17 protein-coding genes and 1 tRNA gene are annotated in these 24,577 nt (G+C 57.5%); 8 read left to right on the plus strand and 10 right to left on the minus strand.

The window, feature by feature from the left end; all coding sequences use genetic code 11:
• Positions 1-16: 16 nt before the first annotated feature.
• On the minus strand, positions 17-400 hold the full coding sequence (locus tag IC235_RS10865) for a winged helix-turn-helix transcriptional regulator (RefSeq protein ID WP_191005201.1): 384 nt from the start codon (positions 398-400) through the stop codon (positions 17-19).
• 84 nt (positions 401-484) lie between these two features.
• Here IC235_RS10865 and IC235_RS10870 point away from each other — a divergent pair, with 84 nt between their 5' ends.
• On the plus strand, positions 485-1,351 hold the full coding sequence (locus IC235_RS10870; RefSeq protein ID WP_191005202.1) for an SDR family oxidoreductase: 867 nt from the start codon (positions 485-487) through the stop codon (positions 1,349-1,351).
• A gap of 141 nt (positions 1,352-1,492) precedes the next feature.
• Here IC235_RS10870 and IC235_RS10875 read toward each other — a convergent pair whose 3' ends face one another.
• On the minus strand, positions 1,493-2,509 hold the full coding sequence (locus IC235_RS10875; RefSeq protein ID WP_191005203.1) for a hypothetical protein: 1,017 nt from the start codon (positions 2,507-2,509) through the stop codon (positions 1,493-1,495).
• 1,748 nt (positions 2,510-4,257) lie between these two features.
• On the opposite strand from IC235_RS10875, the gene IC235_RS10885 reads away from it, so the two are divergent.
• On the plus strand, positions 4,258-4,464 hold the full coding sequence (locus IC235_RS10885; protein WP_191005205.1) for a hypothetical protein: 207 nt from the start codon (positions 4,258-4,260) through the stop codon (positions 4,462-4,464).
• A 268-nt stretch (positions 4,465-4,732) separates the two neighbouring features.
• Here IC235_RS10885 and IC235_RS10890 read toward each other — a convergent pair whose 3' ends face one another.
• From IC235_RS10890 to IC235_RS10910, 5 genes are all read right to left on the minus strand, one after another.
• The gene (locus tag IC235_RS10890; protein ID WP_191005206.1) at positions 4,733-5,536 is read right to left on the minus strand and encodes a T9SS type A sorting domain-containing protein; all 804 of its coding nucleotides are present in this window, start codon (positions 5,534-5,536) and stop codon (positions 4,733-4,735) included.
• A 370-nt stretch (positions 5,537-5,906) separates the two neighbouring features.
• Entirely contained in the window at positions 5,907-7,067 is a 1,161-nt protein-coding gene (locus tag IC235_RS10895; RefSeq protein WP_191005207.1) for a tetratricopeptide repeat protein, read from the minus strand.
• A gap of 199 nt (positions 7,068-7,266) precedes the next feature.
• Entirely contained in the window at positions 7,267-9,858 is a 2,592-nt protein-coding gene (gene gyrA / locus IC235_RS10900; RefSeq protein WP_191005208.1) for a DNA gyrase subunit A, read from the minus strand.
• Positions 9,859-10,002: 144 nt separating this feature from the next.
• Positions 10,003-10,233, minus strand: coding sequence for a hypothetical protein (locus IC235_RS10905; RefSeq protein WP_191005209.1), 231 nt, complete (start codon positions 10,231-10,233; stop codon positions 10,003-10,005).
• Positions 10,234-10,294: 61 nt separating this feature from the next.
• Entirely contained in the window at positions 10,295-10,945 is a 651-nt protein-coding gene (locus tag IC235_RS10910; RefSeq protein ID WP_223847211.1) for an HD domain-containing protein, read from the minus strand.
• 964 nt (positions 10,946-11,909) lie between these two features.
• On the opposite strand from IC235_RS10910, the gene IC235_RS22615 reads away from it, so the two are divergent.
• Positions 11,910-14,126 carry a M43 family zinc metalloprotease gene (locus IC235_RS22615; RefSeq protein WP_191005210.1) on the plus strand — a complete coding sequence of 739 codons (2,217 nt, stop codon included), beginning with the start codon at positions 11,910-11,912 and terminating at the stop codon, positions 14,124-14,126.
• A gap of 342 nt (positions 14,127-14,468) precedes the next feature.
• Here the strand turns inward: IC235_RS22615 and IC235_RS10920 are convergent.
• The 3 genes from IC235_RS10920 to IC235_RS10930 all read right to left on the minus strand — a co-directional run bounded on the left by IC235_RS10920 (position 14,469) and on the right by IC235_RS10930 (position 17,743).
• A tRNA-Thr gene (locus tag IC235_RS10920) sits at positions 14,469-14,541 on the minus strand.
• Between the two features lie 130 nt (positions 14,542-14,671).
• The gene (locus tag IC235_RS10925) at positions 14,672-17,095 is read right to left on the minus strand and encodes a DUF349 domain-containing protein (protein ID WP_191005211.1); all 2,424 of its coding nucleotides are present in this window, start codon (positions 17,093-17,095) and stop codon (positions 14,672-14,674) included.
• A gap of 90 nt (positions 17,096-17,185) precedes the next feature.
• Positions 17,186-17,743 (minus strand): YqgE/AlgH family protein, encoded by a 558-nt coding sequence (locus IC235_RS10930; protein WP_191005212.1) that lies wholly within the window; start codon positions 17,741-17,743, stop codon positions 17,186-17,188.
• Positions 17,744-18,056: 313 nt separating this feature from the next.
• Here IC235_RS10930 and pdxH point away from each other — a divergent pair, with 313 nt between their 5' ends.
• From pdxH to IC235_RS10955, 5 genes are all read left to right on the plus strand, one after another.
• Positions 18,057-18,707: a pyridoxamine 5'-phosphate oxidase gene (gene pdxH / locus IC235_RS10935; protein ID WP_191005213.1), complete on the plus strand. Its 651-nt coding sequence runs from the start codon at positions 18,057-18,059 to the stop codon at positions 18,705-18,707.
• Between the two features lie 161 nt (positions 18,708-18,868).
• Positions 18,869-20,188: a DUF1015 domain-containing protein gene (locus IC235_RS10940; RefSeq protein WP_191005214.1), complete on the plus strand. Its 1,320-nt coding sequence runs from the start codon at positions 18,869-18,871 to the stop codon at positions 20,186-20,188.
• Positions 20,189-20,205: 17 nt separating this feature from the next.
• A complete protein-coding gene (locus IC235_RS10945) occupies positions 20,206-20,799 on the plus strand; it encodes a Maf family nucleotide pyrophosphatase (RefSeq protein ID WP_191005215.1) in 594 nt (197 codons plus the stop codon).
• Between the two features lie 12 nt (positions 20,800-20,811).
• Positions 20,812-22,587, plus strand: coding sequence for a hypothetical protein (locus tag IC235_RS10950; RefSeq protein WP_191005216.1), 1,776 nt, complete (start codon positions 20,812-20,814; stop codon positions 22,585-22,587).
• Positions 22,588-22,680: 93 nt separating this feature from the next.
• Entirely contained in the window at positions 22,681-24,573 is a 1,893-nt protein-coding gene (locus IC235_RS10955; protein WP_191005217.1) for a hypothetical protein, read from the plus strand.
• Positions 24,574-24,577: the final 4 nt, after the last annotated feature.

Genomic DNA, 24,577 nt, shown 5'->3' on the forward strand with positions numbered 1-24,577 from the left:
CCGTGCTGAGCCTTCCCTAATTGAAAATTTTGTCACTATATTGTGAGATGTGACCCTCTCCCCAGCCAAGTAAGGTTTCTAACACCGGGCTTACTGATTGCCCGTACGCTGACAAGGAATACTCGACTTGCGGAGGGACTGCTTCCACCACTTTACGGACCACAATCGCGTGGAACTCTAGCTCCTGTAACGAACTAATGAGCATTTTTTCGCTTATCTCAGGAATGGCCCTTTTCAAAACGGAATAGCGCCTTGTTCCGCCGAATAGCTCGGCGATGATCAGCAACTTCCACTTGCCACCGAGTACTTCCAAACAGCATCGGATACCGCAGTAATTCAACGGGCGGCCTTGTTCGACAGCTACATTCCGTGGATAGAGTGACTTGTATTGTTTCTTCATACCTACTTACAAAAATATCAGTACCCTGCTTTTTAGCAGTGGATTATAAATGTAGGTAGTTTTGCCCTGACTAATCTGATAACCATGAGAAAGATAGCCATAGTCGGTGCAACGGGGATGCTAGGCCAGCCAGTGACCAAGGAATTTGTGCAGGCTGGTTTTGAAGTAACGATACTAGCCAGGGATGCCGAGAAAGCTAAAAAGGTTTTGAATGCACCAGCTAGGATTGTTCAAGGGAACCTAGAAGATAAAGGCAGTATCGAGCGGTTGCTCGAAGGGCAGGAGGGGTTGTACCTGAACTTATCGGTAGACCCCTCCAGCAGTGAGAAAGATTTTCAACCGGAGAGAGAGGGCCTTCAGCATCTTATTGAAGCTGCCAAAAAATCAACCATTCATCGGATTGGGTACTTATCGTCCTTAGTTCATCGCTATCAGGGGCAGAATGGATTTAACTGGTGGGCTTTTGACGTGAAGCAGCAAGCCGTTAAGGCGATAAAAGGAAGTGGGATAGCCTACGCTATATTTTACCCATCTACGTTTATGGAAAACTTCGACAAAGGTGCTTACCGCCAGGGAAATAAGCTTAATCTTGCGGGCACGTCAAAATACCCCATGTTTTTAATAGCCGGTAGCGACTACGGAAAACAAGTAGTAAAAGCCTTTGAGCGCGACCACGGAAATAGCGAATACGTAGTGCAGGGGCCAGATGGGTATACCGCGGATGAGGCGGCCCGCATCTTTGCGAGCAACTATACTAAAGCCCAAATCAAAGTCGTGAAATTGCCTTTTAGTGTGCTACGATTCCTGGGGATGCTGACCAATAAATTCAACTATGCAGCAAACATCGTTGAGGCCCTCAACAACTATCCCGAAAAATTTGAAGCGGCGGAGACCTGGCAGGAGCTGGGAAAACCACAAACCAGATTCGTCGCCTACGCAACAAGTACCTGACCGCGGCCAACTACCCGAGTTCAACGATGCGGCCCTCGGCTTGGCCGGTGTGGCCAAGGTTCATGACCTGATGGATTTACCTATGGCCATCGACGTGCTGTTTGGGGTTAAGTTTCACGCTATAATCGCGAAGCTTTGGCTTTAAGCCTTTAGTTGCCTTCGGATTTTTTCGAGTAGGGCCAGGGCTATGCTAATATCCTCTTCTTCAGTAATGGATAAGGTGGTGTTCACGCCTGGCCCGCTGACCTGAATTTGGTATGCCGGGGTTGTTGGTAAGGGGGCTAATGGTGGCGTTACCGCCTGAGTTGGCGTCGGCAGTGGTGCTGACGTAACTGGTGCTGGTGGCTTCGTTACTGTTTCTGGTTGAGTTAATGCTTTGGGTTCTGGTTGGGAGCTTTCTGGTTCGGCTGACTTGGGGATATCTCCTAACAGGCCGAATAAGCTGGCAATGGCATCAGAGTTACCCGGCTGGCTGGTGGGCGTAGCTGGGGGGCGAAGAGTGGATGAGGTGAGGGGCCCCGGAGCTAATGTTGGATTAAGCTCGGGTGAGGTTAAGGACGTGGCTGCTATAGAGGGAGTGATCCCGGCTGAGCCACTAGTGAGTTCAATAGGCTCTTTTCGGAAGGTGTTAACGGTTGGTTGGGGGCTCGCAAGCTCTCGTCGGGGCGACTGCTGAGCTGCCAGTGCGTCGATATCGGCAATGATATTTCGCTCATCCAGGAGGCCCACCATCCGGCACCCTTCCACGAAGGCCTTTGCCACGCCCTGGGCGTTGATTTCTTCTACGCCGAATTCGCGGATGAGCATTACGTCCAGCATCTGGACAGGCAGCTCTCTGGAGCGAAATTTTCGGCATAGTTGGGTGAAAAGGGGTGGGGTAAGGAAAGCTTCGCGGTGAAACACGAGTTCCTCTTGCTTATCATAAGCATGCTTGATGCGCTTAAATAGCGTAGTGGACGTGAGCAAATCGCGCTTGCTGGTGAGGAGCCCAAACTTTACCGCAGAGCCAATGATGGCTTTAAAAGAGCCACTCACCTTGCGATTAAGCTTTCGAGCTGCTGTTTCGATGGCACATTTCCCACCGGTATCGTCGATTACTTCAGCTAATTCCCAAGCGCTTGCGTAGGTTGTGCGGGGATAGTCTATAAGTTTGGGCATAGTATAAGGGAAGTGCTGTACGGTCGACGGTACAAGTATATGGGGTACGGGTTAAAAAAATTAAGGTTTAAAATAAAGTACATAAAAGCATAAATCGATAAGTGATTTTATGCTTTTATGTACTAAGGCGACCTATTGCCTGGATTGATATTATACTAGTAGACTGCTTTCGATTAAAAATGAGCAAGTATACTTGAAGTAGTTCGCAATCCCGTTAGTATTAGACTATCACAAAAGAGTAAAAGCTACTCAGAAGCTTATGCGACAAAAGCCGCTAAAGTTACAAAGATGTTTTGTGCTGCATAAGAGATAAGGGCAGGAGAGAGGTGCTTTGGCATTTCAAAGTAAATAACAGCACATAATTGATACTAAATTTTTTTACTTTTATGTACTTTGAAATGCGGATGAGAAGACACAACCAGGAAGGATCTTTAAAAAGGATCTTTAAAACTATGGGATACTAAGCTTACCACATCATAGTAGATAGAGAACCAGTTAGGAACAGATAACAGCATAAGATCCATAGCTACAACCCGCACCGAGCCAGCGTGAGTGTCTCAAGCAACATCAGGACCTGCGACGTGTCGTGACGGCAGGTCCTAAGCAACAAGTGCAATTCGTCATCCGTCCACCAAAGCAGCGCCCATAAGCTTACAGTCCGTTTGTTTGCGAGTTCCGCCAGCGCGGTGGTGGGTCCACACATGACCATAAACAAATGCACAAACTTTGTCAACCGATAGTATGAGCCTTAGAGTGTCACTTTGACTCGCACTCAATATGAGTGGAACATGAAGAACCAAATCGTGTCGCTGCCATGACCAATGCCGAACGTTTCGCTTATGCCAACCAAGTCACTGGAAACAGGTTGTTTCAACGCTCTAACAGGCTCGCCAGGATACCTTGGATACAGTCACATAAATTTGCTAAAACAAGCTCAAACCAATGCCTGCCCAAATCCGGTAATCAAGCTAAGCTTGTAAAATACACCAGCATGTAGACGACCAAAACTTAATTTTATATTTGTCTTATAATTTATATTATGTTAAGTAAGCTTTTTTCAATCCTTTGGAATTGACCGGAAATAACGCCATCGATTCCACTTTCGTCGTCACGTTTCCCTTCCATATTATGAATCGATCTTAATACAGTTGCAAAGCAAGCGCGTGGTGCGGGGCCCTGCCCTAGCCGAACAGTTTGGCGTGAGCCTGCGCACTCTGGAAGAAGCCGGTTTACCCGCGAAGAAGCCATAGCCCTGCTGATGGCAAAAAATTAACTGCTCGCTTCACCGATGACACCACCGCCCAAACCACGGCGGCTGTGGACAAACTGCGGGCCGTGCTCCGCCAGCCCAACCTAACCTAACGGCCGCGGACACCCGGCGCGTGGTGCACCCCACTACCAGATGGGCTATTCGGGAGCCACCATCGAACGCACCATTAAGCCTATCGGCGTGTACCTGGATCGGTACTGGCACGTGGTGGCATATTGCCGGCTGCCAAGAGTTCCACGACTTCCGGCTCGACCGCATTGTGCATTTACAACTGAGTGACGACACCTTCGCGCCCCACCCCGAAACCTTGCAACAGTACTGGCAAAAGCAAGCTGCCCGCTGGCCCACCAAACGGCCGTAGTACGTTTTGCCCCCGTCGCGGCGCGCCAAGTATGGGATAGCAAACACCAGTACGGCTGGGTGCACGAGCACCCCACGGCAGCGGACGAAACCGAGATTTCACTCTCACAGCCCACCTATGTGCCAGCCCGCTCCCAACATCGCCCCGGCTCCCACCCTGCTCCATGCCCTGGACCGGGAAATAATTCTCACCCGCCGCGTATTCGAACGCCTGCCAGACAGTCAGCTCGACTGGCAGCCCCACCCCAAATCCAGAACAAAACCTCCGACTCAGGCCTACGCAGGTTTGCTTGACGGCTGCCAAGCGGCAATCAAGTCCATGTGAAACGGGGCTTTGGGCGGCAAGGGCTGGTCGGAGAAGGCGTGGTAAATAAGGAATAAATAGCCAAATGATATTATTATGTGAATAAAACGCTCGTTCACTTAAGGCGCCCGTGTCACCCATATAATTTAACCAAGGCCAAGCATGAGAACCGCACTAGGGTTGAACAGAAGCGGCGCATAGTCAGCTGGAAAGTGGAAGTCAGCACCGAGTAAACGAAAGAAGGCCATCCAAGCCAGTGGCCTTCTTTCTTATATAAAAGTAGCAGGGCTTATTTCTGCACCACGAAGCGCCGGCCGGCGCTTACGCCACTAGTGGTTTCGATGGTGTAGGTGTACACGCCCGCTGGCAGGCGGTCAGTGCGCAGCAACAGATGATTAGTGTGGTTATCTACTTGATAGTGCACCACCACGCGGCCTGCCGCATCCAACACCCGCAAGGTGCCTACTTGCCCCTGCGCTATAGCGTAAGGCAGCTGGATTAGCTCATTCGTTGGGTTCGGGTAGGGTTGCGCTAAGGCTTCCGTAGCGCCAACCTGTGTGCGCAACGGCGTGTAGGTGCCACCCAGCGCGTACACGCGGGTTACCTCAATGTAGGGGCCACCTCCAAAGATGGAACTCGTCCTAGTAGCGCCACTAATCAGCATCTTAGTACCCGTAGGCGTGTTGTAGAACTGGGCGAATTCAGCGGTGTCGCCGGCTGCCAGCAGCCCACCGCTTTCGTTCCATACCCGCATCACGTCTTTTTCAACGAAGGTTGTCGGATCGACGTCATTGTAGAAGGCCACGTACTCCAACGCTCCATCTTGGTTGAAGAGCTTGTCGGTTACGCCCTGAATGTAGCGGAGCGTAACGCCGGCCACGGCGGGCACCGTGATGGTGCGGAAGATGGAGTGGTCTTGGTTATAGATGCGCAGCTGTGGGCTGCTGGAAGACGGCACGTAATATTTCACGCTGCCATCGGAAAGCTTGATGGTTTCCAGGTAGCCGGCGTACCGTTTTTCCAGCGTTACTTGGGCCTGAGCTGATGCCGTGCCCACTACTAGGAGTGCGAGAGAGAGTAGAAAATGTTTCATTGGGTTGTTTAAAGGGTTTTAGAATGAACAAAGGTGAAAAAAAACAATAAAAAGTGCATATCCGACCCTTTATAGGCCTCAAAATAGATAGAAAGCCCTATCGTAGCCGGTCGGCAACCGCTCTTTCACGTTCCGCCCGTTTTTGAGCACGTCCCGTGTGATATTGATGCGGGCAGTAAGTGAGCTATCTACGTCTGCTCGACGTGCCGGGACTCTACGAGCCCACCGCCGACGAAGCCACGTTTGATTTTAATCGCTTGCAAGCGTGAATAAACTTTAAATTGTGGGGAATAGATTAGCGCCGCCATTCGACACAAAAAAGCCCATCCGCGTTGCGGATGGGCCTCTCCCTCTCATCGGAGATTAGAGCTTATTTTTTGTTGAGTGACTGAATCTTCGCGTTCAACCGCTCCGAATCAGCGTTGCGGCCCAGACGGAAGTAAACTTTCTGCAGCGATACCAGCGTGTTGCGGTCGTCTGGCTGCAGCTGCAGTGCTTTCTCAAAATACGGTACGGAGGCTTCGAAGTACTTCTTGCCTTCTGCTTCGTATTTCTTGCCCGATACCTGATACGTTTTCAAGTCCATTTTGCTAGCTTTGGTGTACGCGTCGGCAGCCCGGTTATAGTTCGACACCCCAAGGTTGAACTGCGCATCGAAGTTATTCGGGTCCAGCTCAACCGCCTTACGGTAATCTGCCAGGGCTAAATCGTTCTTTTTCTGCTGGTCGTACATGGAACCACGTACCGCATACAGGTTCGAATTGCTTGGATCGGCAGCAATTGCCTTGTTGATTTTCGCTAAAGCATCGTCGCCCTTACCGCTAGCCAGCGACAGGTTTAGATCCTCCAACATGAAAGTCTTGTTAGTGGGATAAGCAGCAAGGGCCTGCTGGATTACCTTAGCCGCTTCGGCATTGTCTTTCTGCTGCCTGGCCATTTGGAGCAGACGCAGATACACATTTACCGATTTGTAGTTCATCCCCAGCAGCTGATTATAGCTTGCCTTTGCCCCTGCGAAATCCTGCTTCGCTTCCGAGGCATAAGCTGAGTAAAGTACCGCCGTTGTGTCCTGCGGCTTGATCTTGGAAGCCAGCTTATAACTCTCAATGGCCTTGTCATAATCCTTGGCATTGTAGCTGTTCACCCCCTCATTAAAGGCTTGCCCATACAGGGTCTCCCTCTTGGCGACGGCCTGCTTACCAAATTCCCCGGTTGGACCGTCGAGCTCGACAGCCTTGGCATAAGACTCGTAGGCCTTTTGCAAGCCCTCACCGGGTTGAAGCTGTTTGCTATAAATGGGGCTTTCAAGCATGCCTTGGTAGATCTCGCCCCGCGTGTACCAGGTTTTGGCTTTACCGCTGGTTTTTTCGTTGACGATGGCCTTGTCGATATCAGTCCGCGCCTTATCAAGCAAGCCCGTACGCTGGTTGAGAATTGCGTTAGTAACTGCGGAAGTTTGAGCCGACGCTAGCGAAGGCATACCTCCCGTGAGCAAAGCGGAGGCGCCCAGGATGAAAAAAGTTTTCTTCATAAAAGTGAGATGATGGGTCCTTTTCCAGTGACTGAAGATGGTCTAAACTACCAGCCACCCCGGCAAAGGCGAAAAAGTTTGGAATAAAGGGTGAGAAAAAGTGCTATTCCAGCACGGCAAAAAACGACCAAAGCCGCCATTGAGTTCGCCAAAAATAAACGGGGCGGTCCAAATGGACCGCCCCGCTCCTATTCAGCTATTATGCCAGATCTTCCGAATCTGCTCCGTCGTCGGTAATAATCTCCTCGATTTCAAGGTCAGCGTCCCCATCGACTCCGTTATTGGCTTCGGCAGGATCATCCGAGCCTGCACTGATCCGCAGAGCACCATCGGTTTCCGACTCGTCTTTCTCTTCGGCGGCCACTTTAGCCACGGAGGAAATCTCATCGTTGCTACCAACCTTAATCAGACGAACCCCTTGAGTAGCGCGGCCGATGGTACGCAACTCGTTCATTCGCAAACGAATAGTAATACCTGATTTATTAATAATCATCAGGTCATCGGTGTCGCTCACGGCCTTGATGGCGACGAGACGGCCGGTTTTCTCCGTTATTTTCATTGCCCGGACGCCTTTGCCACCGCGGTTAGTTACGCGATACTCATCGAGCGCGCTACGTTTGCCGTACCCGTTTTCGCTCACTACCAGGAGTTCCTGCGAAGGATCGGTCAAGCAAACCATGCCCACCACGCGGTCGCCGGGCTCGGTGAGGCTAATGCCCCGCACCCCCGCCGCCGACCGGCCCATGGAGCGCACCTTGGACTCGTTGAAGCGCACAGCCCGGCCGGAGCGCAAGGCGAGCACTACTTCTGAATTCGGGGCGAGCAACTGCACATCCAGGATTCGGTCGCCTTCGTTGATGGTGATGGCGTTGATGCCGGCCGTGCGAGGGCGTGAATAAGCTTCCAACGGCGTCTTCTTCACCGTGCCCTGCTCGGTGCAGAACATCAGATAGGTATTTTCCAGGTAATCCGGGTCCTTCAGGCCCCGGACGTTGAGCACGGAGCGAACGTTGTCTTCGCGCGGAATCTCGATGAGGTTCTGGATGGGCAAGCCTTTGGTAGCCTTCCCTCCTTCTGGCACCTCGTATACTTTCAGCCAGAACACCCGGCCCAATTCCGTGAAGAACAACAGGTACTCGTGGGTAGTGGCCACGAATAAGTGCTCGGTAAAATCGTCCTTTTTAGTAACGGCCCCGCGGGAGCCCATCCCGCCCCGGCCCTGCGCCCGGTACTCGTCGAGCGAAGTACGCTTGATGTAGCCTTCGCGGGAAATGGTGATAACCATGGCCTCGTCGGCAATCATATCCTCGGTCGAGAAATCGCCACCCACGTAGTTGATTTCCGTGCGGCGGGCATCGCCGTACCGCTCCCGGAGCTCCTCCAGTTCTGTTCTGATGATGCCGCGCTGCAACGCATCCGACGCCAACACCGCGTTCAGATGGTCAATCAAGCGCATCAGGTCTTCGTACTCGGCCACGATCTTATCGCGCTCCAGGCCAGTAAGGCGCTGCAAGCGCATGTCGAGGATGGCGCGGGCCTGCACCTCGCTCAAAGCAAAGCGCGTGATCAACTGGCCACGGGCCACCTCGGGGTCCCGCGAGCCCCGGATCAGGGCAATAACTTCGTCGAGATGGTCGAGCGCAATAAGCAAGCCTTCCAGGATGTGGGCCCGTTTTTGGGCTTCGGCCAACTCGTACTTGGTTCGGCGGATAACAACCTCGGCCCGGTGTTCAACGAAATAATGGATGAGCTGCTGCAGGTTCAACGTCATGGGGCGGCCCTTGACCAGGCACACATTGTTGACGCCGAAGGAGCTTTGCAGCTGCGTGTACTTATAGAGGTTGTTGAGCACCACGCTGGGCATGGCGTCGCGCTTCAGGTCGTACACAATGCGCATGCCGTCGCGGTCCGACTCATCGCGCATGTCGGAAATACCCTCAATTTTCTTGTCGTTGATGAGGGCGGCCGTTTTTTCAATCATCGACGCCTTGTTCACCATGTAGGGAATCTCCGTGACGACAATTTGCTCTTTACCTGTTTTGCTGGTTTCAAAGCTGGCTTTGGCCCGCATCACGACCCGGCCGCGACCGGTTTCGAAGGCCTGCTTCACACCCTCATAGCCGTAGATGATGCCCCCCGTGGGAAAGTCGGGAGCCGTCACGTACTGCATGAGCTCGGCCACCGTGATGTCGGGGTTCTCGAGGTAGGCAATAATGCCATTGACTACTTCCGTAAGGTTGTGCGGGGCCATGTTAGTGGCCATGCCCACGGCGATACCCGAGGTACCGTTAACCAGCAGGTTAGGGAATCGGGCCGGCATTACACTGGGTTCTTCCAGCGAGTCATCAAAGTTGGGCTGGAAGTCAACGGTATCCTTGTCCAGGTCGCTGAGCATCTCGTCGGCCAGCCGCTTGAGGCGGGCCTCCGTATAGCGCATGGCAGCCGGCGAGTCGCCATCGACCGAGCCAAAGTTACCCTGGCCATCCACCAGGGGATAGCGCAGGCTCCAATCCTGGGCCATGCGCACCATGGTGTCGTACACGGAGGTATCGCCATGAGGGTGATATTTACCCAGTACTTCGCCAACAATACGAGCAGATTTTTTATAGGACTTGTTGTAGCTCACGCCCAGCTCGCTCATGCCGTAGAGTACCCGGCGGTGCACGGGCTTGAGGCCGTCGCGCACATCGGGCAGGGCCCGGGAGATGATAACCGACATCGAGTAATCGATGTAGGCGCCCCGCATCTCGTCTTCGATATTAATCGGAATGATTTTTTCGCCTTCCGCCATTGAGGGGGTTTATAGGCAGCCGAAATAATCCCCTTAGAGGGGGGATTTAAGCCGCAAGTGAGAGGTTCTTTATACGCGTGCGAAGATACGACAAAAAGGCCACAACGACAAGCGCTGCGGCCTTTTTCAGGCGTTTTAGCCCGCCTACTTCAGCGTCTTGCTGTGGTCGTTACCGCGCTTATCCTTTTCGGGCGTATAAATCTTGATTTTCTCGCCGATTTCCGGATTCTGTTTCTTAAACCAGGGCTGCCCCCGGTACTTGACGCCACTGTGCAGGTGCACCTTGCGCACGTGGCACGATTCCATGGGGCAGGTGCGACAGCTTACCCCCACGAGCAGCAACAAACAAGGAACCAGACGGCAGAGCAGCTTCATAACGCAAAGGTAACGGAGAAAGGAAGCGGTCGAGGCGGCTGTTTTCCAGGAAAAAACGCCGCTAGGAGTCCACCCCATCCCACTCGGCCAAAAACCGGGCCACGTAGCTTTCCATGAAAGCGTGCCGCTCCTGAGCCACTCGCCGGGCCTCAGCGGTGTGCAGCCGGTCTTTAAGGTGCAGGAGCTTCTCGTAGAAATGGTTGAGCGTGGGCGCCGCGTTTTTTTGGTAGCTGGCGAAGCTGTCGTGGGCTACGGGCGCTACGGCCGGGTCGTGCAGGGGGCGCCCTTTGTGCCCCCCGTAAGCAAAGGCGCGGGCGATGCCAATGGCCCCAATTGCGTCAAGTCGGTCAGCATCCTGGACTAAAGCGGCTTCGATGGAGGAAACCGGTGTAGGTACCCCTAGCCCCTTGAATGAAACCTCCCGGATAATGGTCTCCACCCGCGTAATCACGCTTTCCGGGGCCCCCTGATGGTGCAACCATTCCCGGGCGGCGCGGGGACCGGCTTCGTAGTCGCCGTTGTGAAACTTCCAGTCGGCAATGTCGTGCAGCAGGGCGGCTAGCTCGGTCACCTCCCGGTCGGCTTCGGGAACGGCCGCGGCGAGGCGCCGCGCCATCAGCCATACCCGGCGGATGTGGGCCCAGTCGTGCCCGCTGCCCTCCTGGGCAAACTTTTGTTCGATAAAATGGGCGGTGGCAATGATTAAATCCAATGGAAAGTTCAGGTTTTGAGTCACCTACTAAAATGAATGCATGAAAATGGGCTCACAAGGTTGCATCAAGCAGTGCTCATCGATACTAGTCTTTGTTCTGAGAAGTGGAGCTGCATTCCTTATACCCAATACAATATAGCCAGGACCATTCATTGGGAAATTAACGACTACTTCAAGCAGTCCAAGCTCCTTCAGGTGATGTCTAACATCCACTAATTTGGCACCAAAATAAAATTGCTCGCTATGCAGCAGCACGATACTACCTTCTTCCTGCATTTAGTTTAGCGGTTCAGAGAAAGGAACCTCATTTTAAACGGTGGTTGTGCAAAATCCGCAGGGGACTTAATTTCTCCACGGGCTAGCGGTTTTGCACCCACTTGTAAAACACGACGAGGGCAGGCACATAAGAAACGGAAGCCGGGCAAACAGGAAGCTTCGGGGGGCTCAACATCATGATGGGGCCGAAAGCCCCGTTGTCTAAAACGATAAGCGCAAAAGCCAACAGCAGGACCACAACTTGTGCGGTTGAGGAAGCGCCCTTTCGAGCTAACTAAAAAATGGGTGCGTAGAGCAGGAGAGCCACCCCTATCCCTATAAACGTTGCGAGGTATGCCAAAGCGAGCCAGGGAGGACGAGGTTCTTGAACAAAGAAATTATGTCGTTGGTCCTACTGCTGCTGTCGTTGGTCCAAGTGGTGGGAAAGGAGCTAGGAAGCGGGCAAGGAATTGGGCAAATTTGATTTACCATACTTTTTTCCCGTTTTCTTATGAGTTATCAGTCAATGGCCAAAGCCGTTAATCAACCTCACCACCAACCCTAATAAACCTACCGTGACGACAGCTTTACACTTCCGCAACCCCTCTTGACCGAGGGCTGGCACTGGCCATCCTAGGGGCCTGGGCCCAGAAAGGCAAGCATCTGACAGCTTACCACCAAAGTCATAATTATCTACCAAACCTTTTTCATGAAGACAAATTTTCACGCATTCGCCCTGGGCCTTGCTGGTCTGGTGCTACCCTCACTCTCCTCCAGCGCGCAGGCGCCCGCTACCCGTACCTGTGCCAGCATGGAAGCCCTAGCCGCCCACATGGCAGCCGACCCCGCGTTGGCCCAGCGAATGAGAGACATCGATAACCAGGCGTTGCAGTACGCGGCTCAATCCAAAGGGACGGCCCAGCGCACCATGGCTTCGGTTACCATTCCGGTGGTAGTGCACGTGCTGTATAGCACAGCCGCGCAGAACATCTCCGACGCGCAAATCGCCTCGCAGATTACTGTGCTGAACGAAGACTATCAGAAACTCAACGCGGACGTGAGCAAGACGCCCTCGGCCTTTGCCGGGTTGGCAGCCAACGTGAACATTGCCTTCACCCTGGCCAAGCGCGACCCCACCGGCAAGGCCACCACGGGCATTGAGCGCAAGTCGACCACCATCACCAGCTGGGGCTCCGACGACCGAATGAAGAGCACCGCCACCGGCGGCCTCAACGCCTGGAACAGCAGCCAGTATCTCAACATCTGGGTGTGCAACCTAGGGGAAGGATTATTGGGCTACGCCCAGTTCCCCGGCGGCGGCGCGGCTTCTACCGATGGCGTTGTTATCCTCACCAACGCCTTTGGCCGCAACGGCTCGGCGCAGGCACCCTTCAACCAGGGCCGGACAGCCACGCACGAAGTGGGCCACTGGCTGAACCTACGCCACATCTGGGGCGATGCTTCCTGCGGCAACGACGGCGTGAGCGACACGCCTACTCAGCAAGCCCCTAACTCGGGCTGCCCGTCTTTCCCAAAACGCAGCTGCGGCAACACCACCAGCGGCGACATGTTCATGAACTACATGGACTACACCGACGACAGGTGCATGTACATGTTCTCTACCGGCCAGAGCACCCGCATGAACGCCTTGTTTGCCACCGGTGGCGCCCGCGCTTCGCTCAAGACCTCGCTCGGGGGCACGCCTCCTGGCGGACCAGGTCCCGGCGGACCGACTCCCGGCGGACCGGACGACACGCAGGCGCCGACGACGGCAGTTACGGGCCCATCGAGCGCTTCGGCGAGCTTCACGGCCACGTTCACGGACGCCGACAACGTGGGGGTGACCAACCGGTTCTACCAGCCGCTGGAGTGGCGCACGGACGAGTGGCGGGCCAACCGGGGCAACGGCTTCTACAACGACAACTTTGGCAACGCCGCCCTGCACCCGGACTACGTGACGGGCCTCGACGACTGGCAGGGCACCTGGGCCGAAACGGCGGCGGGTACGCTGCGCCAGAGCAACACGACGGCCACCAACACCGGCCTCTCGACGTTCCTCTCGCAGACAGCCGGCGGCAACGCCTACGTGTACAACTTCGCCGCCAAGGTGAACAGCACCAGCGGCACGCGGCGCTTCGGCCTGCACCTGATGGCCAGCAGCAACACGCTGCGCGAGCGGGGTAACTCCTACCTGGTCTGGTTCTCGCTCGACCAGCAGACCGTGTCCATCATCGAAACCGTGGACAACGTGCTCAATGCGCGCGTGTCGGCCCCGGCCGTGCTGACCAGCGGCACGTTCAGCGACTACAAGGTGCTGTATGACACGAGCACGGGCACCATTCAGGTCTTCCAGAACAACAACCTGGTGGCGAGCTGGACCGACACGACGCCTTTGACGAGCGGCACGTACATCTCCTTGCGCACGGCCACGGCCGACGTGGAGTTCGACGACTTGAAGGTGTACAAGAGCCGCGGCGCCTCGGCCACTATCACCGTGGGCTCGGCCAACACGAACGACGTGCGCACTTCGGGCACGCCCGGGGCCAAGATCAAGAGTCTGGTCAAGGACGCAGCCAACAACTGGTCGGCCCCCGGCAACCTGGACGTGAACATCACCATCGCCGCCGCCCGACTGGCCACCGCCACGCCCCCGTCCACCGCTGGGGCAACCAGCGTGTATCCTAACCCCGTCATGGCGACCGATGGTCAGTTCACCGTGGGCTATAGCATGGCGGCGGCCGGCGAAGTCACCATCGAGCTCCTCGACGGCCAGGGCACCCGCCTCGCCCGCATGGTGCGCCGGCAAGCTGCGGGCACCCACCAAACCACGGTGCCCGCGCAGGCCCTGGCCAAGCAGGGCCTGTACTTCGTGAAGCTCACCACCCCCGGCGGCAAAAGCCAGCTCATTCAGGTGCTGAAAAACTAATGCCTTCCCATTGGCGACGGCGGAAAGAAGGAATGCGGGTGCCGGGGCGCCAACCCCAGCCCTACACCCTTCTTTCCTGCCCGCCTGTGGGACCGCAGTCAATGACTAAGAGGGTGTTGTGAACTTGTGGGCGAAATTAGCGGGGATGCAAGTTACCCGCCGCGCTTATCACAGCGACGTCACCGACGAATGGGCCTTTGTCGGACTCATGCTCGCTAAAGCCACCAGCCTCAATTTACTCACAGGTCCATAACACCGTCGTGAGCTAACTGTTAGCTGAAAAGGTAGCTACAAATAAAAAGCCCCTCCACGGTACTGTGGAGGGGCTTTAAAATTACCAAGAGCCTCCTGCCGGGATCGAACCAGCGACCTACTGATTACAAGTCAGTTGCTCTACCAGCTGAGCTAAGGAGGCGTTGAGGTGGCGCAAAAGTACGCAACGCCCGCGCTTTTGCCAGCCTTAACACCCGTTTTCTATTAAAAAAGAAGCCCTGCATTGTTAACGCAGGGCTTCTTTTCGCTGATTAGCAGAATATTCCGGCTTATTAGCTGCGAATAAATTTAAGCTGCTTTTTCAGGGCTTCGATACGCTTCTGGCCTTCGGCGATCCGTCCTTCGTACTCTTGACGCAGCTGAGCCGCATTTTTCGAGCGGGCAAAGAAGTCCAGATTGGTTTGCAGCGTGGCATGATCGTTCTCCAGCTCGTTGATTTCCTTACGCAGGGCCATTTCCTTACGCGATAGCTCCTGCTGGGCCTGGGGACGGGCTTTGAGGCGGGCAACTTCCACCTGGAACAGCAAGTCGTGGCGGTCGGCGTAGCTCAGGTCCGGCACGTGGTCGAGGTATTTGCCGAGCAGGCCCAGCAGTTGTTCTTCGCTGTGGTCGGAAGTCCCCCCCCCGTCGGGCCCGTCAAACTCGGCCGCCCAGCCGGCCAACAATTCCCGGAAGCCTTCCAGCGTACCAGGGTTATCAGCGCTGAGGGCATTCACTTGCTCGGCAATGCGGTCAAGGTGGGCGGTTTGCTCCACGGATGACTGCTTCACTTTCTCTTCGCGCTGGCGGGCCTCGTGCTTGGGCCGCTCAAACACCGCGTCGCAGGCGGTCCGGAAGCGGTGCCAGAGCTTGTCAGCCAGCTTATCGGGCACGCGACCCACTTCTTTCCACTCCTTCTGAACCCGAATAACGACCTGCCGGGCGGCATCAGCATCGGGGTTCTGGGCCGCTTCTTCCGCCTGCTCGATGAGGGCGACCTTCGCTTTCACGTTGGCTGACTTCTCGTTGTCGAGCGACTTGAAAAATTCATTTTTGCGGTTGAAAAAGGCCTTGTAGGCTCCCCAATACTGCTTGTTCAGCGCGTCGGCCTGGGCGCGGGGCACGAGGCCGGCGGCCTCCCACTCAGCCTTAATTTCCTGCAGCTCGTCGGTTTTCGAGCGCCACAGGTTTACGCGGTCGGTATCGAAGGTAGCGAAGGGCAGTACGCGCTCGAGCAGAGCCTGCTTCACCACGAGGTTGGCTTTCTCCTGAACCGAGCGTTGGTCCACAAACTCTTTGCGGCGCTGGTGGAGGGCGTCGGAAGCGGCAATAAACCGCTGCCACAGCGGCTCGCGCTGGTCGTTGGGCACGGGGCCGATGTGCTTCCATTCCTCGTGCAGCTTGGTAAGCTCATCAAGGGCCTTGTTAATGCCGGGCACCTGGATCAGCGCCTCGGCCCGCTTAATCAGAGCTTCTTTGGCCTCCAAGTTGCGGCGGCGGTCCAGGTCCTTCATTTCCAGGAAGCGCCCTTGCTTGCTGTAGTAAATGTCGAGCAGACCGTGGTAAGTATCCCAGATGGCTTGGCTGTCGGCCTGGGGCACGGCACCCGTGGCCTTCCACTCGGCTTGCAGGGCCTTGAGCCGGGCGGAGCTGTCTTTGGTTTCGGCGGCCTCCACAATACCACGCAGTTGGTCGAGCAGCTGCTTTTTCTTGGCCAGGTTTTCGACGCGGCTTACGTCTTCGGCCTTGGCCTCTTTGGCGCGGCTCTCGCGGAACTCCTGCAGGGCCTTATTCAGCTCCTGCTGCCCTTCGGGCTGCTGGAAGGCGAAAGCCTCGGCCCCCTCGCCACCTTCGGCAAACTTTTGGCGGGCCGCGCTGCGGGCCAAGCCCACGTTGGCCTCGTACTGACGAGTGAGGTCCTGAATCTGCTTGCGGTTCTGGCGGGCGTCGGGCCGGCGCAGCAGTTCAACCAGGTAGGCCGCCTGCGCGGGCAGGTCGAGCGCCGTGAAATCGGGGGCGGCCGTTTCGGGTACGTAGGCATTATCGCCCTCAGTCCCCTCCGCCTCGCCGGTGGGCTCTTCCCCCGCGTCAATGGCTGCCACGTCGGCCGGGGCCGCGTTCAGGGGGGTAGCTTCGGAGGTTGACAGGTGAGCTACGGCGGCGGGGGCGGCATCCAAGTCATGGGCCGCCACCAGGGAGGTAGTCGGCACGGCGGGGGCCTGGTCTTCTACCGTGGCGGCAGCGCCGGAGCTGCTGAGGGTTTCGGGGTCGGCCAGGGGCGCGGGGGCGGCGCTGGCAATCTGCTCAGCGGCGGGCAGCGCCTCGACAGCGGGCGTTTTGGCCCCGTAGTGATCCAGCGCCCGTGCTTGCGGCGCGGAGATGTCGTGGCCACTGACGGAGCTCGGCTCGGCGACGTGCCGTGCCGTTTCGGCGGCCGCCCGGGCTTCGGGGGTGCCAGCATCGGGCACGGTTTCGCCGATGGTTGAGGCCGCCGAAGCAGCCACGACGGGCTCGGCGGTACCAGCCCCCGTAGGCTGGTCGGCGGGAAGCTCGGGCGTGCCTTGGGCGGGCTGCTCCGTCTGACCTTCGGCCGTAGCCGGCTGGCCAGAACCAGCTTGTATCTCAGCCAGGCGACGTTGCAGAATGGTCATGTTGTCCTCGGCAGGCACAGGAGTGCCGGGAGTGTGCGGGGCGGTAGGGTTTTCTTCAGCAGCCATATAGATTCGAAAAAGCCAGCTCCGCGCTAGGAGCCAGAAGCGAGCGCAAAAAAGTGGAGAATTGAAATAGCGATATAACCTAAGGCTGCGTTAGTTCAGGCGGGGATCGACGGGATAGTTAGCCAGTACTTTAAACCGGCCACCTTTTTCCCGCAAAATGTCCCGCCAAAAGGCATCCGATGCCAAAGTAAACACTTTCCCCGCGCTTGCCGGGTGTCGTATCCAACTCTGCCCCTGCATTTCGTTAGCTAACTGGCCCGCTGACCACCCGGAATACCCCGCGAACAGGCGCACGTCGTCGCCCTCGACGACGCCACTGCTAATGAGACCGAGCAACAGCTCAAAATCCCCACCCCAGTACACGTCCTGGCCCAAATCAGTCGCGCCGGGCAGGTCGGCCCGGCGGTGCAGATAATGCAGGGTATCGGGCTCGACGGGGCCGCCCACGTAGATGGGCAGGTCGGCCACGGCCGGGCCCAACGTGGGGGGCAGGTCCAGCACGTCGGCCAGGGTAAGGGTAGTGAGGCGGTTAAGCACCAAGCCAAACGTGCCTTCGTCAGGCTCATCGCGACAGAGCAAAACCACACTGCGCTCAAAAGTAGGGTCGCCGAGAAAGGGCTGAGAAATGAGCAGAGTACCGGGGCGCATACGTATTTTTTTTAAGGAGGAAGGCCGCGAAAACCACTAGAGCAGGCCACTAGCTGGTATTGGCACGAGACGGACCGCGCTAAGGTTTCAATCAGCGGGAAATAAGCAAGGAATAATTGGTGATCAGCTCAGTTGCCCAGCTGCCTCGCAACTGTCGTTACTTTGTACCCTGAGCGTGGTTCTTAACCAGAATCTTCCTTGTTATTTTCCCAGACTGCCGCTGGTCCAAATTTGTTCCTTTGACGCCCGTTCGGCAGCGTACTTCGGGCCCCTAAGACCCGGAAATGAGCAGTCGCTATTGATTACCCTTCGAATGACCGACCCGCACCTTGCCAATTTACGAAAAACATACGCCCAGCGCACCCTTTCCGAAGCCGACGTGCGGCCCGATGCCATGCAGCAGTTTCGGCTGTGGCTGGAAGAAGCCGTGGCTGCCCAGCTCGACGAGCCCACGGCCCTAACGCTGAGCACGGTGGGGGCCAACGGGCAGCCCTCTTCCCGGGTGGTCCTACTCAAGGGCCTGCCCGATGACGCCTTTCTCTTCTACACCAACTACGAGTCGCGCAAGGGCCAGGAGCTGGCCGCCCAGCCCCTGGCGGCCCTTAACTTCTTCTGGCCGGGGCTGGAGCGGCAGGTCCGGGTGGAAGGCCGGGTAGAAAAAGCTCCCGCAAGCCTGTCGACCGAATACTTTCAAAGCCGGCCGCGCAGCAGCCAGTTGGGGGCCTGGGCCTCCCCCCAGAGCCAGGTGATTGGCAGCCGCGAGGAATTAGAAGCCCGCGAAGCGGCCCTCAGCCGCCAGTTTGGCTCCCAGGACCCGCTACCGCGGCCTCCGCACTGGGGCGGCTACCTGCTGCGGCCCCAGCGGCTGGAATTCTGGCAGGGCCGCCCCAGCCGCCTGCACGACCGGATTGTGTACGAGCGCGCGACGGACAATAGCTGGCACCGAACCCGGCTGGCCCCCTAGCTTCTCCCCGATTGGCGGCATACCCCGGTTGGCCGTGGGAACCTCAGGTGCCCCCTACCGGGTACGACTCCGGTTTGCTGGAGGCGCGAAGCCCCAGGTTTAGTTAGCAGCACCAGCCCGAGCGGGACGGGGCTTTTTTGTAAAATGTTAAACGAAGCATTTTGGCTGAGATTCAACCTTTGCGCGGCTGGCGCTACAACCCGACGCTGAGCGCTGACATTGATGCGTACGTGTCGCCGCTGTTCGATGTAGTTTCCGCGAAGCAGCGGGAAGCCCTTTACCGCAACCCACTCAATTCCATTCATTTGTCGGTACCCCGCACCGATGACCCCGCGGCGGCGGCCCTGGCGCGACTGCGCGAATGGCAAGCCAACGGCGTGCTGTGCCAGGATGAGCTGCCGGGCCTCTACGCGTATTATCAATATTTCAGGCTGCCGGGCAGCACCCGCGAATACTGCCGCAAAGGCTTTATGTGCCACATTCGGGCCTACGAATGGGCCGAGAACGTGGTGCTGCGGCACGAAGACACCCTGCCCGCTTCGGTGAATGACCGGGCCCAGCTGCTGGCCCGCACGCAGTTCCAGACCAGCGCCACTCACGGCCTGTACCGCGACGAGGACTTCGCGCTGGAAGCTTATCTGGACGAGGCCATGCGGTCGCCGATTTACGAAACGGTGGAAGATTACCAGGGCGCGCGCGACGTACTGGCCGTGATTCAGGACGCGGCGGTAATCCGGCGCTTTCAGGCGGTATTGGCGAGCCGGCAAGTCATTCTAGCCGATGGCCACCACCGCTACGAAGGCTCGCTAACCTACCGCCGCGCCCGGCAGGCCGCCAACCCGGCCGCCATCGGCCGCGAGCCGTGGAACTACCACCTGATGTACCTCACCAACGCGGCGGCCGACGACCTGCGCATTTTAGCCACCCACCGCCTGCTGCTGGAGCTGCCCGACCAGCTGAGTGAAGCCGAGCTGCTGGACCGCCTGACCCCGTATTTCAACGTGCTGCTGAAGGATGCCGCGCACGATTTGCCCGAGATAATTGCGGGCAAGCCGTGGGCATTTGGGCTATACCTCGGCGGGCAAGCCTACAAGCTGCGGCTGCGGCCCGAGGTTCACCCCCTGCTGGACTGGGATACCACCCCGGAAGTAAAAGCCCTGGATTTGACGGTGCTCCACTTTTTCGTGCTGGAAAAAGCGCTTGGCATCGTGGGGCCCGACGCCCAACGGGCCTGGCCGGGCGTGGCTTACGTACGCAACTTCGCCGAGTGTTTGCAGCGCGTGGATCGGGGCGAAGCCCGTGCGGCCTTTATCGTGAACGAGGTAAGCATGTCCGAAGTAGAAGCCGTGTGCCATTCCGGGGCCGTGATGCCGCCGAAGTCGACCTTTTTCTATCCCAAAACCATTGGCGGCTTCCTGTTCAGCAGCATTGCCGACGACGAAGCGGGCAACATATTCACTGAGCAATTTCTCACCCACTAAGCCCCAACCGTATCCGCGTGAGACTCGTCCTTGCTTCTAATTCGCCCCGGCGGCGCCAATTGCTCACCGATTTGGGCCTGAGCTATGAGATTCGGCTGCGGGAAGTCGACGAGGACTTCCCGGCGCACCTGCGCCGGGCTGAGGTAGCGGAATACCTGGCCGCCCGCAAAGCCGCCGCTTACGCCAGCGACCTGGCCTCGGACGAAGTGCTGCTAACGGCCGATACCATCGTGTGCCTGGATGAGGATGTGCTTAACAAGCCCGCCGACGTGGCCGAAGCCACCGCCATGCTCACTCGCTTGCAAGGCCGGGCCCACGACGTTTTCACGGGGGTGTGCCTGCGCTGCGGCGACGGGCGCCAAACTATATTTTCCGACCAAACTACGGTTCATTTTCGCCCACTCACTTCGGCTGAAATTGCTCACTACATTGCCTCCGCAAGGCCCTTCGACAAAGCCGGGGCCTACGGCGCGCAAGACTGGATAGGCATGGTGGGGGTCACCCGTCTGGAAGGTTCCTACTTTAACGTGATGGGCCTGCCCGTGCACCGGGTCTGGGCTGAGTTGGAGGCGCTGGGCGCTTTGCCAGCCTTTGGGCACGGCAGTCGTTAAACCACCTTCGACATGCGCTTAATACTACTGGTGACTGTGCTGGGTTTACTGGCCGCGAGTGCCCTGCTCGGATTGATTTACGGCCCGGCTGGCTACGCGCAAATCGCGGAATTAAGCCATATTGCTTACTTCGAATCCGCCGGACCGAGCTATCTGCCGCTCGACATTTCACTAGCTGCTTATGCCCAGTTTCGCATTGGCATCCTGGTTGCGTTGGCCATTAGCTTGGTCAGCACGTTCTTCTTACTGCTAAGACCGTCTTTCCAACGAGAGGGCAAACGGCTCCTTCAGGAACTACGCAGGGCCCTTTCGGCCTTAAGTCGCACTATCGCGGCCCTCAGCGCAGCCGAATTGTGGCTGGCGGGCCTGCTGCTGCTCGCCCTTGTTGGGGCGCCGTTGGTTCAGTTGTTAATCGATTCCCTTAGCCCCGACGAGCTATTGTCCTACGATGCTTTCGTGCATCAAGGGCCGGTGGCAACCACCGGATTTTATCCCATTCCGAATAACCACGTTCTGTACAACTTGCTTTGCTGGCCACTAAAACAGGTTATGCCCGGCCATGTGCGCGCCATCATGCGTCTGCCTTCGTTCCTGATGGCCACGGTGGGCACGGCTGTAAGCTACCTGCTGCTCACTTATTTTCGGAGTTTTCGAGTAGCTACCGTGGTCACGGCCTTATTTGGGCTTAGTGAAATTACCGTCACCTACGCGGCTTCCGGACGCGGATACTACCTGCAGTTCGTGTGCCTGGAACTGGCTTTTTTTGCGGTGCTCACGCTGGTGAGCCGGTCGCGCGGCCGACGCCTGGCGTGGGCGGCATTTATCGTGGGTTGCCCGGCGGGGCTATACGCCGTGCCCACGTTTGCGATGCCAATGCTGGCTTTGCTACTGGTGCTGCTCGCGGCCGGAGCTACGGCCCCGGCGCGACTCCGAAAGCCTTTTCTCCTACAAGTCGGTGGGGCGGCGTTGGCTATTGGGCTAATCTCGGCGCTGCTTTATTGGCCGGTTGGCAGCCTTTCCGGCTGGTCCCGGCTGCTGGAAAACCGCTACCTGGCGTCCTGTTCACTGGCTGAATTTCTGCACCGGGAGCAATCTTATCTGTACGAAGCGGCCAATCTGCTTTACGGCCCGCCCCGAGCGGCCCTCTTGCTCTGGGCGGGCATCATGGTTGTCACTCCGTTGATGCTGGTCCGACCAGGGCTCAATTCGTCTACCCGTTGGTTAGCCAGTACCTGCTGGGTCCTGTTGGCGGTTCCCGCGGCCCTAATGGTCGTGAAACAACTGTTTATTCCCGCCCGAGCGCTGCTGTTCACCACTTATTTTTTGTATTTGCTGGTGGCGCTGGCGGCCGATTACGGGTGGCGGCATTGGCCCCGGCCGTGGGCTACCCGCGCCGTCGCGAGTACCCTAGCCGCGGTGATTTTGATAAAACTGTTCGCCCTGAGCAAGCACTTACCAGTTTTACTACGCAGCCGCGAAAAAACGGAGTCGATTGCTCGGGCCTATCAGTGGCTACGCCGGCAACCAACCGGCCCGGTGTTCACGGAAGACCACTATCACGGGCTGCTGTTTTATCACTTTAACCTGCTCGAGCCTACCCCCTTGCTGTTGCAGTACGAGCACCATCCCACCACCAGCCCTCGGTACGTGGTATTGCCCAAAGGCCAGCCGATAAACCCCATTGAATGGGCGGCTAGCCTGCCGTTGCAAGTGCGGTATCAGGATGATATAGTTACTATCTATACCTCACCCAATTTTAAAACCACCCCCGCGAAGCTGGTTCCGTAGCCGCCCGAACCAGCTCTGGCGGGCTTACCCTCCCCTTCTCCGTCAACAGTTCCAGGTAGCGCCTTGCCTGAATTCACGGTGCAGCCGATTGCCATGCCCTCATTTCCTCATTCTGCTCCTGCGCCTAATCCCCGACCATCTAATCAACCGGAGAATGGGGCTAATGAGACTTTCAGTACTCCGGGCTGGCGCTTCTTTTCGCTGGTCGGCTTGTTCCTACTGACGCTTTGTGCGGGGTATGCCGCCGCGATATTGCACAGCGTTACCTGGGCCGAAGCCCGCCAGCTGGACGCTATCTGTCCGTTTTTCCCCTGGAATACGCGGCTCTTCTCGGCCCAGGACCTACGGCAGGCGTGGCAGCTGCTGGCCGCGCTGGCCGGAGCCGGCGGCATTGGTACGGGAGCCCTGGCCTTCGGCGCCCCGGGCCGACGGGAAGTGTTTTCACTGGGAAAAAGCCTCCACGCGGCCTGGCAAGCCCTGGTCGACGCGGCCGTTTCGCTAACCACCCGGGAAAGGTACACTGCCCTGGGGCTGCTGGCTGCCCTGACGCTGTTGCGGGCGTACCTGAGCCAGGCTTCGGTAACTCCCGAGCGCGATGACGCTGGTTCCTACGCGCTTTTCGTGAGCCAGGGCTTGTTTGCGACAGCTACCTATTATCCGGTCCCCAACAACCACGTGCTGTCCAATATCCTGGATTGGCTGTTCTACCGGGTAAACCCCGATTTCTGGTGGACCATGCGCCTGCCGGTGCTGCTAACCACCACGGCTACCACGGTGCTGCTATTTCTGGGCTTGCGGCACTGGCGCCTGGCTTTCCGGCCCGCCGTGGTGGCGGTATTGCTGTTCAGCCTCTCGAAATTAATCGTGCATCATTCCGCCGTGGGCCGCGGCTACTGGCTCTTAACGGCCTTTGCGGCGGTCGTGTTTTTTGCTACCCTGGCCCTCACCCACGGCACCCGGCAGCCGCGGGCGGCCTGGGTACTGCTGGTCGTGAGCGGCGTGCTCGGCGCTTATACCGTCCCCACTTTTGCCCTGGTCATTGCCTCGGCTTTCTCGTGGTTGGGCTACCAGTTCGGTCGGCAAAGGGCCGCGGCGAATATCCTGCGGCTAGGGGTGGCCGGGCTGCTCGTGGTGGCGGCCACCTTGCTCCTGTACGCGCCAATGCTGTTTGTATCGGGCCCCACCCTCTTTTTCAGCAACGGCTACGTGACCGCTCACCCCTTCGGTGAGTTCCTGGCGGGGCTACCCACTTACCTGTGGCAGTCAGAAGGTTTTCTGACGGGTCAGATGCAGGTGGGGGCCGTGCTCACGGTGTTGGTCGGGGTGGGCAGCGCAGTCCTGATGCGGCGGGCTTCCAACGGCCAGCTACCGGCGGAGCACGCCGTTTTCTGGCGGCAGCTGGCTCCCGCGGCCTGGTGGTTTTACGCCCTTCCATACGCCATCATTGTCGCCAAACGCGTATTTGCTCCGGACCGGACACTGCTTTACAAGGCCTTCTTCTTATTCGTGCTGCTGGCAATGGTAGTTGAATGGCTACTGCGGCACCCCAGGCTCGGCCAGTGGCGGGGCCTACGCCCGTGGCTGGGCACCTTGGCTATTGTGTGGACCAGCTACCAATTGGTTAATCTGTGGCGCGACAACCGCGGGCCCCACCAGCAGAACGTCGAGTATCACGCGGCCTTCACCTGGCTGGCCCGCCAGCCGCGCGGCCCCGTGCTGGTGCCCGAGCCCCGGCACAGCATTTTCCTGCGGCTGTACTTTAAGTCGGAGCTCCCGGCCCAAACGTGGCAGCTCGATGGCCGGCCCCACCCCGGCCGGGCCTACCAGTATGTGGTAGCCTTTCCCAATAAGCGCGGGTATTTTCAGCCGAAATTCACGTACGAGCCCGCTTTCCGCAACGCGGAAGTGGAGATATTTCGCGTGCCGACGGTCGGGCCGGCTCCGGCGGGCCTACCGCCTTACTGGTATTTACATGAAAATCCATAAGTGC

The sequence above is a fragment of the Hymenobacter montanus genome (genome assembly GCF_014699115.1).
GTDB classification, from domain to species: domain Bacteria; phylum Bacteroidota; class Bacteroidia; order Cytophagales; family Hymenobacteraceae; genus Hymenobacter; species Hymenobacter montanus.